The following is a 14,528-nucleotide window of genomic DNA, read 5'->3' on the forward strand; positions in this document are numbered from 1 at the left end:
GTTACTCCTTGTGTATTACTGGGATAATTTCACCCTTATATTTTGAGAGAATAAACTCTCTACTCTCATCACTTGTAAGGCAATCTCTTAATGCCTTTATACGCCAATCATCTTTGTTGTCCTCACGTGCTACAAGCACATTGACATACGCACTTTTATCATTTTCATAAAAAAGGGCGTCTTTAAGGCTCATATGTGCTTGCAGGGCATAATTTGCATTAATCACCGCCCCATCAACACTCTCAAGCACTAGAGGCAAAGAAGCTGCTTCCATAGGCTTAAAGATAAGCCCTTTAGGATTCTCCACTATATCAAGCTCTGTGGCATGAAGATTTTGTGAATCTTTGAGTGTAATAAGCCCATTATCATGGAGCAAGATAAAAGCACGTGCCATATTAGAAGCATCACCGGGGATAGCAATGCTAGCCCCATTTGGCAATGTATTTATATCAGCAAACTTATGTGAATAAAACCCCAATGGCACAATATATATAGGCGCGATGCTTACAAGCTTAAAGCCTTTTTGCTCATTTGTGCTATCCATAAAGGGTTTATGCTGATACATATTCGCATCACTACTCCCCTCATGCAAGGATACATTAGGCACGACATAATCGCTAAATTGCTGGATTTGCATATCTATGCCTTTATCTCGCATTTGAGGCTTAATAAACTCCAAAATTTCAGCCGCAGGCACAGGCGTAGCACCAACTTTTAGCACATTTGCTGCCTCCCCTTTAGGCTTATCACTACATGCACACAAAGCCATACATAAGAAAATAATCTGTATCGCTCCTCTCATTACCCCCTCCTTTAGCGATGTGTTCGCAAAGATTTCACAATCAAGTCGCCACTAGATTGTATAAGCTGCACAAGTATGATAATACATATCACCGCATAACAAAGCACATCTGGCTTAAATGATTGAAATCCTATGCGATATGCCAAATCCCCCAATCCCCCAGCCCCAACCACACCAGCCATTGCAGAATATCCCACCAAACTCACCGCCGTAATCGTAGTGGCATTGGCTAAACTTGGCAAACTCTCACCTATCATCATTAGCACAATACGCATTCTACTTGCCCCCATGCTTAAACCAGCCTCTATTAAGCCCTTATCCACCTCATCAAATGCGCCCTCAAAAAGCCGTGCTATAAAGGGAGTAGCAGCTATTACAAGCGGGATAATCGCTGCTGTGCTTCCTATACTTGTGCCAATAAGCACCCTTGAGAGAGGTAAAAGCAAGAAAATCAGCACAATAAAAGGAAAGGAGCGCACAATATTTACAAGCCCGCCCAAGATTCTATAAAGATTAGGGCTTGCCATAATGCCAGAGGGCTTGATGATATTTAAAAACACGCCTAAAGGTAGCCCAAAAAGTGTAGCAAACAACACCGAAAACACCACCATATAAATAGTCTCACACACTGCCTTTGCTAAGCTAAAGGCGATAGGATTACTAAAAATCTCACGCAATAAGCTTAAAAACTCCCGCTCGCAAAAATCTAAAAACACTAGCATCGTCTCTCCTTAGCTCTGCTCACTTAAGGCTATCACACTCGCCCCCTTTTCTCTAAGCCAGCTTAATGCCTTATCTCTTTGTAAATCTGTAGCAATAAAGCGAAGGACCAAATGCCCTATTTTCCCTGTAGAGAACTCATCAATATGACCACTTAAGATATTGACATCAACCTCAAATAAGCGAATCATTTGGCTAATAAGCGGAGAATGCGCATATGAGCCGCTAAAGACCACCCTATATACATTATGTAAATCATCTAAATGGGTAATCATTTGCTCCTCATCTTGGGCAAGATGAGATATGAGCTCGCGCGTAATATGATGTTTAGGATTGCTAAAAATAGAATCTACATCTCCTCTCTCCACAATCTCACCCTCACTCATTACACACATTTTATTACAAATTTCCCGCACGACTTCAATTTGATGTGTAATAAGCACCACACTTAAGGCAAACTTTTGTTGAATCTCGCGCAAGAGTGCAAGTATAGAACGCGTGGTTTTTGTATCAAGGGCTGAAGTGGCTTCATCGCATAAAAGCACGTGAGGATAATTTGCCAATGCCCTTGCAATAGCCACTCTCTGCTTCTGCCCACCACTTAATTGACTAGGATAAAACGCTGCCCTATCGCTTAAGCCCACAAGCTCTAAAAGCTCATTTACTCGTGGCTTTATCGCTTTTTTATCCCATTTAGCAATTTGCAATGCAAAAGCGACATTATCAAATACATTTTTCGCACCGAGTAAATTAAAATGCTGAAAAATCATACCAATTTTTTGCCTTTGGACTTGGAGTTGCTTTTGATTAAGAGAAAACATATCAATATTGTTAATTCTAAGTTCCCCGCTGCTGGCTTCTTCAAGGCGATTAATAATACGCACTAATGTGCTTTTACCCGCTCCAGAATACCCAATAATCCCCATAATATCGCCCTGTGATACTTCTAAATCAATATTCTTTAGGGCGACAAAACCATTAGGATAGGTCTTATGAATGCCTTTTAAGTGTATCACTTTGCTTTCTCCTTAAGCCCATATTTAAGCTTCTTTATAGCCTTTGGATTATGTTTAGATTGTATCGTAAAATTATAAATACAATATGTAAATTAATATTTATGTAAATAATTATGCTGTTTTTGTGCTTCTAAAAAGGTATGTAACTGCTTGTATTCATCTTTATTAAAATATCTTTTCTTGCCGCAAGGGAGGGCATTAAGATGCACAAAACCATAGCTTATGCGCCTTAAATCTACTACATTTGCTCCAAATGCACCAAAAAACCGCCTTAACTCGCGGTTTTTCCCCTCCGTAATGCTCACTTTTAATTTGCTATATTTTTTATCATTTTTGAGAATCTGATATTTTGCAAAAGGCGCAAAATCCATACTCACAATAGAACTCTTAGGGTGTCCTCCTATGCGAGCATCTTCGCATACAAATCCCTCTTCCATAGCACGTATCATCTCTTGAGTGATAGATGTATCAATTTTTAGGATATAAGAGCGCTCCATTGAAGATTCCATTAAAGACTTTGCTACATAAGCACTATCTGTAAGGATAAGCAAACCCTCACTTGCAAAATCCAATCGTCCCACATATACAAAATGCCTAAACTTCTCCCCCAAACTCTGGTAAATCACACGGCGGGAACGTTCATCACTTTTGCTAACTAATTCGCCCTTAGGCTTATGATAGACTATACAGGTAAAATGCTTTTCTGGCTTTAGCCTTTGCCCATCGATAAAGACTGCTTCTCCCTCTTGTAGCACATAATGAGAAGTAGCCTTTGTGCGCCCTACTCTTACGCGCCCCTCTTGTATAAGCTTATCTGCTTCTCTGCGGGAATACTGGCTATGGTGAGCGATATATTGATTAAGTCGCATTATTTAATGCCAAAAAGTAGGCTACTGCCTGAGCTTACGCTTCCTTTAGTTTTCATTAGCGAATAATTCTCACAGCCCGATTCTAAACCATAATCACATGCCAAGCCAAAAAGCTCTAATGCCTTGCGTTTATCTTGCCTCACCCCAAATCCGCCATCATAGAGCACACCTAGATTATTACAGCTTTGGATATGCCCGCTATCACATGCGATGGTAAAGTATTTAGCTGCATTATAATAGCTTTTATCTGCGCCATTGGAGCCTGTAGCATACATCCAGCCTAGATTCCCACAGCCTACAATATCACCTTGCTGACATGCGACATAATTCATCTCAACATAACTCATAGTATCTTTTGTCATACCATATATATTATAGGTGTTACTCATAAGCCCAAGATTATAGCAACCCAAATCACTCCCTAACTGACAAGCACGATTATAGAGTGCTAGGGCTTTTTGATAATCTTTCTTCACGCCCACACCATTGGCATACATCCAGCCAATATTCGTACAACCCAAAGAATCTCCCCCCTGACACGCCACTTCATAAAGCTGGGCGGCTTGGTCTTTATCTTCCTTTACGCCCTGCCCATTATCATAAGCCATTGCAAGATTCGCACAAGCCACCGCATCGCCGCCTACACAAGCCTTATAATAATAATCTACAGCCTTTTGGGGTTGAGGCATACCATTATTTGCTCCATACATATAAATTAAGCCTGTGCCAAAGCAGCCTGCAGCATTGCCTTGCTCACAAGATTGCGCAAAAAGCCCCAATGCACTCTCATAATCACCATCTTTTGCAAAGCCCATAGCCGCCCTAAGGGTAGTATTAGATTGATTAATATTCTCAAGCATATCATCTAGCGGAGCACCATCAACTTGATTTGCAGGAGTAAGCGGGAGAGAATCTAAAAGACCTGCACTCGAAGTATTTTGAGTTGTTGGAGTGGAAGCTTGAGGGGCAGCAGGCGTAGGAGCTGGGGTAGAGGCAGGGGTAGAAGTAGCCCCAGAAGAAGGAGAGGTAGCAATCGCCCCCTCGCTTTCCTCTGGCTCTGCCAAGCTTACCGCGACAATACAAGCAAGTGCATACACAAGCCGAAACATTATTTTCATCATATATCCCTCTGGTCTATAAATTCGCCTTTAAGCTATAAAAGCTTATAGCAAAAATAATGCCACTTTTAATGCAAAGCACTATTGAGCTCAATTTTGCGATTACTCCTAAAAGCTATCATTTTGCCACTTTGACTATCACAGCGGAAGTGAATCCCATGCTTGCCTGAAAGCTCTCTGCCTTTGTAGAGATTGCTTGGCTTAATTGCAAATGTATCATTAATCTCTGCGATTTTTGCAGCTTCTTCTGGAGTAATATAAAACACCCCTCCAGCTAGCACTGCTATGCCTCCATCGACTATGCAGCCATCGCCTAAACTTATGCCTGTAGCACTATTGACACCTAAGAGACAATTTTTACCAATGCTAATGGGGTCGGCATTTCCTCCACTAAGCACGCCTAAAATACTCGCGCCTCCGCCAATATCTGTGCCCTCACCTACAACTACGCTTGAGCTAATGCGCCCTTCATTCATACATGCTCCCATTGCCCCAGCGTTAAAATTCACATAGCTTGCCCCGGGCATTTGTGTATAGCCTCCTGTGCCCAAATACGCACCAAAGCGGGTTTTGGCACTATCTAACAAGCGGATATTGTCATATTGAGGGATCACTTGCATTAAATATCTTGGAAATTTATCTACAAAGTCAATATGCGGGAATTTACCCTCTATTTTTAAGCGCACTTCATTTTCCCTAAGCCACTCAAGCTCATAGGGTTTATTGCCACTCCATGCTACATTTTGCAATAAGCCAAATATGCCATCAAGCTGCAATGAACGCAAAGGGGCTTTACCCAAAGAAAGGGCTAAAAGCTTGAGATAAGCAGATTCCACACTCTCGCATTTTGTATCCTTATACACAACGCATAAACGATACACACATCTCCCGCCTTTTGTCCTTAACTTGCCTTTATTGGCTTGTTTTTTTAGCTCTAAAATAACTTGAATATTTTTATGCGTTTGACAATCCCCCAATGCCTCACTCAAAAATGGAGTATAAATCTCTAAAGCCTTATTAATAAACTCAACATTAATCCCATAAATGGCTTCATTATCACTTTTAGAGATAAGCTCTGCTTCTTGTGCTGCTGCCATAAACACCGCATAAGTGCCAAGATTCTCACCTTGCCAATTCATCGTAGGATAAGTCGCACAAAGCACAGCTTTAGATCTTTTACCAATATCTACTCTCGCTATACCAAAACCTAATGGCTCTTTATAATCAGACCTTTTTTGATACTCATCAACAAACACTTTAAATTTTTGGATTCCCATATTTGCTCCTTTAATGCTTATAAACTCATATTGTATAGTATTTACCTAAATTATCCTAAGTAACACACCTCTGTGCCTTATCAATAAATTACAAATGCAATGCGCCTTTGCTACGCATAATGCCTATGCCTATTATCACAAACGCTATCATCGCTACTACCAAACCTATAAAAAACCATGCAAGCGACATGATTTGATACTTCAGCAATAAAAAGACAATAAAAGCAAAGAGTATGTAGCCAAAAAGGCGTAAAAAGGATAAACTCACTTGTGCTCCTACCACAAGACGCACAGAAAATCCTATATTATCCTGTGTGTCTTCCTCTTGTGTGTCTTGTGTATCACTTGCTTTATTTTCTTTATGTTTTATGCGCTTAAGTAATGAATAAAAAGAGCTCCCCACGATAAAGGCAAAGCCCAAAAACCCCGCTTCAAAGCTCGCTAGAGAATCTACGCCTTGCATATATGCAGCAATCCCCCCAATCACACTTATACCTAATAGAGTAAAAGCCACCGCTTTCATCATTCATCATCTTCCCAATTATCGCCCTTGTAGCTATAGCGAGGATTAGCTGCCAACTCCTTAGCCTCCTTTTGGGCTCTTTTATAAGCACGATATACATTTAAAATCGCCGCTGCCACACCCCAAAATACGCCAAGCCAAAATGTCCAAGTCATACCACTTAGCCTTTCTAAAAGTATGCCTATGCCTATGCCAAGCAATATAGCCACGACAATGGAAATGCCTACACTTAGCTCATTTGCCCCTCTCACAACAGCATTTAAAGCGGGCTTTTTCTCTTGTGTTTCTTGCTCTTTTTGCGTGCTCTTACTCTCTAAAGTATCTTGCGACCGCACGCCTTTTTTTTCACTCTCCATATCTAATCCTCATACGCTATTTCAGTAAATGCCTCTTGTGCCTTAGAAATCACTTCATCAATCATCGCCTCATTCATCGCAGAGCAGATAAAGCCCGTTTCAAATTGCGAGCAGGCAAAATACACGCCCTTTTCTAACATCTTTTGATGAAATTTTGCAAACATCGCTACATCACTGCATTTTGCCTGTTCAAAATTTTTCACCTGTTTATCATTAAAGAAAAACCCAAACATACTCCCCCTGCAATCCACCTGCAAAGGAATGTTATGCGCTAGGGCTGCGGCTTTTAAGCCACTAGTAAGTCTTTTTGCAAGCCCTTCTAAATCCTCATATAGCATTGGGTTTGCTTTGATTTGACATAAAGTCGCTAATCCCGCACTCACTGCAATAGGATTCCCACTTAAAGTTCCGGCTTGATAGACATTACCCACAGGGGAGAGCATATCCATAATATCCGCCCTGCCACCAAAAGCAGCCAAAGGCATACCCCCTCCAATCACCTTGCCATAAGTAACCAAATCCGCCTCTACATTATAGAGCCCTATTGCCCCCCTTAAAGAAGCCCTAAAGCCACTCATCACTTCATCGATAATTAAAAGGGCATTATGCTTATCGCACAAAGCTCGCAAATCCCTCATAAACTCCTCATCAGCAGGGACAAATCCCATATTTCCAGCTAACGCCTCAATAATTACACACGCTACATTTTTGCTCTCTTCAAGACACAAACGCACAGATTCTATATCATTATATCGTGCTACCAGTGTGTGTTTGGATATATCATTTGGCACACCCGGCGAGCTTGGATGTCCAAAGGTCGCACAGCCACTTCCCGCACTTACAAGCAAACTATCAGAATGCCCATGATAACAGCCCTCAAACTTGATAATATCATCTTTTTGCGTATATGCCCTAGCCAGCCTTAATGCGCTCATTGTAGCCTCCGTGCCGGAATTTACAAGACGCATTTTCTCTACGCTTTGTGTGAGGGTGATAATTTGCTTAACGAGCGTTGTTTCTTTCTCTGTGGGTGCGCCAAAGCTAAGTCCGTCTTTTATCGCTTCTATAATGGCAGATTCTATCACTGCATCAGCATGCCCAAAAATCAATGGTCCCCAGCTTTGCACAAAGTCAATGTACATATTGTTATCTTCATCATAAATATAGGCACCCTTGCCTTTTGCTATAAAGCGAGGTGTCCCCCCAACCGAGCCAAACGCCCTCACGGGAGAATTCACCCCTCCGGGAATAACCTGCTTGGCTTCATTAAAGTCATTAATGCTTTGCAAAATATTCATCACACAATCCTTGATAAAGATAGATGGCATTATAACAAAGTCGCTTTAATCCATTGCTACTACACACTTTTCTTGCACCTTCACTAGGAATTCCACACAAAATAAACAAAATGGAAAAAAATTATTTGTGTTTTTATTCTATACTTATGCGTTTCACAAATAATTCACAAAAGGAGACGATATGACAAAAATTATTGCAAGCTTAGCCCTTGTGGGAAGTATGGTATGTGCTGCAACTATCGATAGCGCAAATGCAAAGGTAAAATGGACAGCCTTTAAAACACCAGAAAAAGTTGCCGTAAGTGGGACATTTGATGAAGTAAAGTTCAAATTTGGCACACCCAATAAGACTCAAAGCTTAGAATCACAACTCAATAACGCCACAGCCACAATCAACGCAAATAGTGTAAATCTTGATGATGAGGGTAAAAATGAAACCGTGCGTACATTTTTCTTCGCAAAATTCAAAAAACAAGAGCCCATTAAAGTAACTTTCAAAGAAGTGATTGAGGGTAAAAACACTGGAACTATTTTAGCAAGTGTGCGAATGAATGGGAAAACAGACAAAGTACCTATGCAATTTGAAGTAGCAAATAAAAAACTAGTCGCAAAAGGTGTGATTGATTTAAGTCAATTTGGTGCAGAAGAAGCGCGTTTAAGCCTACAAGAAAATGCTCCACATGATGGACTTACTTGGTCTCAAGTAGAAATAGCCCTCGAAGCTCCATTAAAATAATGCAATAACCACAAGTCTATATGTCTTGTGGTTGCCCATAACTCATCATATCCTCTATAACATAGCGCGGACGCCTTTTAGATTCTGTATAAATTTTACCAACATACTCGCCAATAATCCCCAAACTCAAAAGCTGAATCCCACTAAAAAAGCAGAGCAATATCGCCGTAGAAGCCCAACCAAAAATCGCATTATCTGTCCAAAACTTCACATAAAGCACATAGCACAAAAAGACAAACGCAAGCAAGAAAAATATCACCCCCATTATGCTTACAAGTCTCAAAGGGGCAACGCTAAAGCTTGTAATACCCTCTAATGCAAAAGCAAACATCTTCCTTAATGTGTATTTGCTCAAACCAACATCTCTAGGCTTGACATCAAAATACACCCTATCATGCTTTAATCCCATATCCATTATCACACCGCGTAAAAATAAATTACTTTCCTTATAGCGACAAAGGAGCTTTAATGCCTTTGCACTTAATAAGCGATAATCAGCATGGTTTTTAACCACTTGAGTGCCCATAAGCTTCATAAAATCATAAAACACCATAGCGCTATATTTTTTAAACACTGAATCGGTTGAGCGACTTTTGCGAATGCCTAGGACTATGTCACTGCCCGCTTGATATTTGGCGATAAATTCATCAAACACATTTTCATCTTGCTGCAAATCACAATCAATACTAATGGCACAATCGCATTTATCTGCTACATATTCTAAGCCGGCTAAAAGGGCATTTTGATGCCCGAAATTACGAGAGAGTTTCAAAAAAACAAGAGAAAAAGAATCGGGGCTTGCTTTTAGCTTAACAGGGGGGGGGGCAGAGTGTGGAGTCTTGTGCTAAAGAATCTTGTGCTAAATGCTTCATTACCTGCCAAGTGTTATCGCTACTGCCATCATCGACAAAAACAATCCCGCTTTGTGGTGCGATTATGCGAGATTCTATCATTGTGCGCAATTTCGCAAATAACCTCTCACAAGTATGTGAAATCATATTTTCTTCATTAAAGCAAGGCACCACAACAAAAAGTTTAGGTAAAAGCATAATAGAACCTTTGGATAATCTTAGGAGATGGTGTCAAAGGGGAGACTTGAACTCCCGACCTCCGGCTTATGAGACCAGCGCTCTAACCAGCTGAGCTACTTTGACTTTAAGAGAGAGTCGGCAATTTTATGCAAAAAGTACTAAAGTCAAGCTTAAGAGCACTTTGAGAGAAAGGGCTCTTTTAATATTTAAGAGTGCAATAACTTATCATAGGCATTTTTATAGCGCTGTATAAAGTCATCTATCATTGATTGCTCCACACCAAAAGCCCTATGGGCATTAAGCTTGTCTCTACTCATCTCATGCGTGTGCTTTAGCTTCCCTTGATAAAAAGTCGTAAAGCGGTAGAGACTTTGGGCGAGAAGGATTTTTTCACTCTCACTCAAATCTTGTGTCGCCCATAAAAATGCCTGATACTCCTCATCACTCATTAATTCCAATACCTTTAACCCATAGGTGATACGATTTTCCCCCTCTGTGGATTGTGGGCTTTGTGAGTTTAAAGTCTCTCTCTGTGTGGGCTCTACTTGATTACTTTGATTTATCTCATCTATATCTGTATTATCTGCATTTTGAAGAGTGTCCATCGTGCTATTTTGCGTGCTATTTTGTGGCTGAATATCTTTCTTTGTATCCATCTTTGCATAGAGGGCGTTATTAGCGTTGGAATGAGTATCTATGCCTTTTTGGTTTGTAGAATGCAATGGCATTTGGGGCATTATGTTTGTTTCAATACGCAAACCACACTCCTTTATAGAATCCTATCAATAATCTCTGCACTTTAGGGCTCTGCTATATTATTAAGCAAGTAGCCCATAGCAAAAAACGCTCCACAAATAACAACATACATCTTTTTTGGATATAATTCACACTTTCTGCTAACAAAAACCTAATCCCGCCAAAACTAAGGAATGCAAATGCAAAAAACACAAATAGATATGGCACAAATTGAAAAACTCGATGAAAAGTTTGTTCTCCATACTTATGCTCGCTCAAAGGTAGCATTTACTCGCGGCGAAAATGCACGCCTTTATGATATACAGGGCAGAGAATATATTGACTTTGGCTCAGGCATTGCTGTATGCAGCATAGGTCATGCTAACCCCAGCCTAGCTCAAGCCATAGCCAAACAAGCTCAAAATCTTTTGCATACTTCAAATCTTTACTATATACCCAATCAAGCCCTCTTAGCACAAAAGCTTGTAGAGCTCTATTGTGAAAATATAACACAAAAGCCCGATATGCGAGTATTTTTCTGCAACTCTGGAGCAGAAGCAAATGAATGTGCCATTAAAATAGCACGCAAATATGGCGAGGGGAGAGATGCCTATAAAATTATCACTTTAGATTCTAGCTTTCATGGTCGCACCATTGCCTCTCTCAAAGCTACAGGGCAAGAGAAAATGCACGAACATTTTGGTCCCTTCCCCGATGGGTTTATATATGCTAAAGATATTGATGATATTTATAATCACATTGATAGCCATACTTGCGCCGTGCTACTTGAGCTTGTACAAGGCGAGGGTGGCATAGCCCCTATGGATAAAGATAAAATAATCGCACTTAGTACATACCTTAAAACAAAAGACATTCTCCTTATGGTAGATGAAGTACAAACAGGCATCTTCCGCTGCGGGGAATTATTCGCCTCCAAAGTCTATGGCATACACCCAGATGTTATCACTACTGCTAAGGGGCTAGCGGGCGGTGTGCCTATTGGTGCAGTGCTTACTTCACTGATTGATATTTTTACCCATGGAGATCATGGAAGTACTTTTGGGGGGAATCCCTTAAGTTGTGCAGCAGGGCTAGAAACACTTGAGATTTTGCATAATTTATACACAAACAAAACACTTGATAAGACTATCAATCTCTTTCACACCCAGCTTACAAGCCTTGTAGATGACTTTCCTCATATATTCACGCATAAAGTCGGCTTAGGGCTTATGTGCGGGCTCTATACCCAAGATCCAGCCTTGCAACCCCTTATCATTGCCGCAGGACTCGAACATGGCGTAATCGTGCTTAAATCAGGCAAAGGGGTAGTGCGCTTCCTCCCTGCATTGACTATCACAAACGATGAGATAGATGAAGGATTTGCTCGCCTAAGAAACGCCCTAAAAAGCCTCAAAAATTAAAGATGAGTATTCCATTTAGCCTCTATATGTCTCAAAGCCTCTATGGAGAAAATGGATATTACACTACACCCCATAGAGTAGGCACAAAGGGGGATTTTTATACCTCAGTAAGTGCAAGCAAATTCTTTGGCGGAGCCATTGCCTCTTATATCCTCTCCCTACTTGAAAAAGGCTCACTCTACCTGCCTTTACATATTATAGAAATCGGCGCGGATAAAGGCTATCTGCTTGGAGATATTGCACTTTTCCTTGACGCCCTTAGCCAAAATGTCATGCAGCAGTGCTCATTTATCACCATTGAGCCCCTAGATAATTTAGCACAAACACAAAGTGCTCATTTCGCCCTGCTTGCTAAGCAAACGCCATTACACTTTGCCACTTACAAAGACCTAAACTCCGCCCCGCAACCAAAGCCACAAACAAGCCTTTTTATTATCAGTAATGAACTTTTTGATAGCTTCCCTTGTGAAGTGATACACAATAACGCCATGCTGCATATTACACAAGATTCCCACATATGGCGCGGTATATGGCAAAATATAAATGCCCATACCCGCTCTATCATCCAAACTTATAAATACCCTGCAGACTATAGCGGTATTATGCCCTTATGGGAGGATTTTATCTCATCTCTTGGGCAATTTAGCAAGGCTTACCAACAATGCTATCTTATGAGTTTTGATTATGGAGGATATGACCAAACCCATTCCCTTGCATTTAATCCTCGCTTTTACCTCCAACATCATGTCCAAACGCTTATGGATTTTCTTGCCCAAAATGGGGATTTTCACACGCTTTATAAAAAGGCTGATATAACATATGATGTCAATTTTACATATCTTGATACGCTTCTATGCAATGCGGGCTTTGAGAATGTATTTCGTACTTCACAAGCGCGTGCCCTAATTGAAAAAATGAATATCCTCACACTTTTAGAATCTTTTGCTACCCACCAAGGATTCAAAGCATATTTTAGAGAAATACAAAAGGTAAAAACCCTGCTTCATACTATGGGCGAACGTTTTGTTGGCATTTGTTACACATTTAAAGTTTAAGGCTAGCGTTTTTATAGGTTTTTATGATAATTTTAAACTTTTTGAGTTAGAATGTATAAATTTTCATTTAATTATTCATACCAATAAGGAAGATACAAATGCTTAGGTCGCTCACCGCTAAACTCGTTCTTGTCGTTGTTGTTATTGTCATTTTGCTTCTAGCTATTATTACTCTATTCAATTACAAAAACACTTCCAAAAACACTGTTGAACTCTATGAAAGTTTGCAGCAGTTAGCGCTCAACTCCTCTTACACAACAATAAACATCACTATGAATATAGAGGCACAGCAACATCTACGTTTTATTGCTAACCATCTTGAAAATACAAATAAAAATGATGTTTTAGCCCAACGTAGCCTTTTGCGTGATACTGCTGATTTAATACACTATGTATCTGTGTATGTCGTTTATGATAGCGATGGCAAGACATTAACTGAAAACTATGGCGACTCCAACCCCTTATCAGATCAATGGGATGCTATACATGACTTGAGGGGGCGAGATTGGTATGTTGATACCAAAAAGGCTAATGCCCCCATTGTAACCCGCACATATATTTCTCAAGGTGAGGTTTCAAAAGGTAAAATGATAGCCACTGCTACTTATCCACTCCACAAAAATGGCAAATTTTATGGGGTCATTGGTTTAGACATTGTGGTTGAAGAATTCCAAGCAAGATTCCAAAATTTCAAACGACCAGAATTACCTAGCCTCAATATTTTCATTACCGATACCACAGGCACAATTTTCTCACATGAGGATCCAAAAATCATAGCAAACGCCACTCCCCTACCCGCAGAAACGACGCTTAAACAAGCATTGGCTCAAGGCAACAAAGAAGGAAAAATCAGTTTTTCTAATGACGGCAAAAGCACACGCGTAGCTTACTATAAGCAATTCCCCTTTGGTTGGACTATTGTAGCGGCTGCAAGCATGGATGACTATACCAATGCAGTTAATAGGACATTTTTGCAAGCAAGTCTTATTGCTGTAGTTTTAATGATTTTAGGCAGCACCATTTTATACTTTATTATTCGTTTCTATCTCAGCCCCATTCCAAAAATCAAAGACTTCCTTTTCAGATTTTTCCAATACTTAAATTATGAGACCAAAACCGCTCCGGAACCATTGATTATTAAAAGCAAAGACGAACTTGGTCAAATGGGATTAGCCATTAATGAAAACATACAACAAACCAAAATAGGCTTAGAGCAAGATGCCAAAGCCGTAGAACAATCTGTAGAAACAGCTAAAACCATAGAGCAAGGAGACTTTAGAGCAAGAATTACTGAAAAACCTCATAACCCCCAACTCAATGAACTTAAAAATGTCCTTAATCATATGCTAGATGACCTACAACATAAAATAGGTAGTGATACGAATGAAATAGCAAGAGTCTTTGACTCCTACACTAAGCTTGACTTCACTACAGAAGTAAAAGATGCCAATGGTAGAGTAGAAGTTGTTACTAACACTCTAGGACAAGAAATACGTAAAATGCTCCAAACCAATTCTGACTTTGCCCATACACTCTCACATGAATCTCAAAGCCTCCAAGAAGCCGTAAAT

Annotated in this window: 16 protein-coding genes and 1 tRNA gene; 4 read left to right on the top strand and 13 right to left on the bottom strand. The window is 40.2% G+C overall.

Annotation, left to right across the window (positions count from 1 at the left end):
* Window position 1: 1 nt before the first annotated feature.
* The 9 genes from CQA63_RS01250 to hemL all read right to left on the bottom strand — a co-directional run bounded on the left by CQA63_RS01250 (window position 2) and on the right by hemL (window position 7,979).
* Window positions 2–802 carry a MetQ/NlpA family ABC transporter substrate-binding protein gene (locus tag CQA63_RS01250; protein ID WP_104699102.1) on the bottom strand — a complete coding sequence of 267 codons (801 nt, stop codon included), beginning with the start codon at window positions 800–802 and terminating at the stop codon, window positions 2–4.
* Between the two features lie 11 nt (window positions 803–813).
* Complete coding sequence (locus tag CQA63_RS01255) at window positions 814–1,413, bottom strand: methionine ABC transporter permease (RefSeq protein ID WP_411710107.1); 600 nt, start codon at window positions 1,411–1,413, stop codon at window positions 814–816.
* A gap of 120 nt (window positions 1,414–1,533) precedes the next feature.
* Window positions 1,534–2,538, bottom strand: coding sequence for a methionine ABC transporter ATP-binding protein (locus CQA63_RS01260; RefSeq protein WP_104699100.1), 1,005 nt, complete (start codon window positions 2,536–2,538; stop codon window positions 1,534–1,536).
* A gap of 92 nt (window positions 2,539–2,630) precedes the next feature.
* Complete coding sequence (locus CQA63_RS01265) at window positions 2,631–3,407, bottom strand: pseudouridine synthase (RefSeq protein ID WP_104699099.1); 777 nt, start codon at window positions 3,405–3,407, stop codon at window positions 2,631–2,633.
* Window positions 3,407–4,528, bottom strand: a complete 1,122-nt coding sequence (locus tag CQA63_RS10330) for a tetratricopeptide repeat protein (protein ID WP_104699098.1) — start codon at window positions 4,526–4,528, stop codon at window positions 3,407–3,409. The genes CQA63_RS01265 and CQA63_RS10330 overlap by 1 nt, the downstream gene beginning before the upstream one ends.
* A 65-nt stretch (window positions 4,529–4,593) precedes the next feature.
* Window positions 4,594–5,802, bottom strand: a complete 1,209-nt coding sequence (locus CQA63_RS01275) for a 2,3,4,5-tetrahydropyridine-2,6-carboxylate N-succinyltransferase (RefSeq protein ID WP_104699097.1) — start codon at window positions 5,800–5,802, stop codon at window positions 4,594–4,596.
* 88 nt (window positions 5,803–5,890) lie between these two features.
* Window positions 5,891–6,328, bottom strand: a complete 438-nt coding sequence (locus tag CQA63_RS01280) for a hypothetical protein (protein WP_104699096.1) — start codon at window positions 6,326–6,328, stop codon at window positions 5,891–5,893.
* Entirely contained in the window at window positions 6,325–6,681 is a 357-nt protein-coding gene (locus CQA63_RS01285; protein ID WP_104699095.1) for an AtpZ/AtpI family protein, read from the bottom strand. Before CQA63_RS01285 ends, CQA63_RS01280 begins: the two co-directional genes overlap by 4 nt.
* A gap of 2 nt (window positions 6,682–6,683) precedes the next feature.
* Window positions 6,684–7,979, bottom strand: a complete 1,296-nt coding sequence (gene hemL, locus CQA63_RS01290) for a glutamate-1-semialdehyde 2,1-aminomutase (RefSeq protein WP_104699094.1) — start codon at window positions 7,977–7,979, stop codon at window positions 6,684–6,686.
* 181 nt (window positions 7,980–8,160) lie between these two features.
* Here hemL and CQA63_RS01295 point away from each other — a divergent pair, with 181 nt between their 5' ends.
* Window positions 8,161–8,715 (top strand): YceI family protein, encoded by a 555-nt coding sequence (locus CQA63_RS01295; protein ID WP_104699093.1) that lies wholly within the window; start codon window positions 8,161–8,163, stop codon window positions 8,713–8,715.
* Window positions 8,716–8,731: 16 nt separating this feature from the next.
* On the opposite strand, the gene CQA63_RS01300 is transcribed toward CQA63_RS01295, so the two are convergent.
* The 4 genes from CQA63_RS01300 to CQA63_RS01310 form a co-directional block, all read right to left on the bottom strand.
* Window positions 8,732–9,487: a glycosyltransferase gene (locus tag CQA63_RS01300; protein ID WP_267891912.1), complete on the bottom strand. Its 756-nt coding sequence runs from the start codon at window positions 9,485–9,487 to the stop codon at window positions 8,732–8,734.
* Window positions 9,488–9,524: 37 nt separating this feature from the next.
* Window positions 9,525–9,764 (bottom strand): glycosyltransferase, encoded by a 240-nt coding sequence (locus CQA63_RS10335; protein ID WP_267891911.1) that lies wholly within the window; start codon window positions 9,762–9,764, stop codon window positions 9,525–9,527.
* A 28-nt stretch (window positions 9,765–9,792) separates the two neighbouring features.
* Window positions 9,793–9,869, bottom strand: a tRNA-Met gene (locus tag CQA63_RS01305).
* Between the two features lie 83 nt (window positions 9,870–9,952).
* Entirely contained in the window at window positions 9,953–10,504 is a 552-nt protein-coding gene (locus tag CQA63_RS01310) for an HP1233 family protein (RefSeq protein ID WP_104699092.1), read from the bottom strand.
* A 177-nt stretch (window positions 10,505–10,681) separates the two neighbouring features.
* Here CQA63_RS01310 and CQA63_RS01315 point away from each other — a divergent pair, with 177 nt between their 5' ends.
* From CQA63_RS01315 to CQA63_RS01325, 3 genes are all read left to right on the top strand, one after another.
* Window positions 10,682–11,902 (top strand): aspartate aminotransferase family protein, encoded by a 1,221-nt coding sequence (locus CQA63_RS01315; protein WP_233706532.1) that lies wholly within the window; start codon window positions 10,682–10,684, stop codon window positions 11,900–11,902.
* A 2-nt stretch (window positions 11,903–11,904) separates the two neighbouring features.
* Window positions 11,905–12,957, top strand: coding sequence for an SAM-dependent methyltransferase (locus CQA63_RS01320; RefSeq protein WP_104699091.1), 1,053 nt, complete (start codon window positions 11,905–11,907; stop codon window positions 12,955–12,957).
* A gap of 98 nt (window positions 12,958–13,055) precedes the next feature.
* Window positions 13,056–14,528: sensor histidine kinase (locus CQA63_RS01325; RefSeq protein ID WP_147288706.1), on the top strand; the 1,473-nt coding region annotated here is incomplete at its 3' end.

It is taken from the genome of Helicobacter marmotae, from assembly GCF_003364255.1.
GTDB classification, from domain to species: domain Bacteria; phylum Campylobacterota; class Campylobacteria; order Campylobacterales; family Helicobacteraceae; genus Helicobacter_C; species Helicobacter_C marmotae.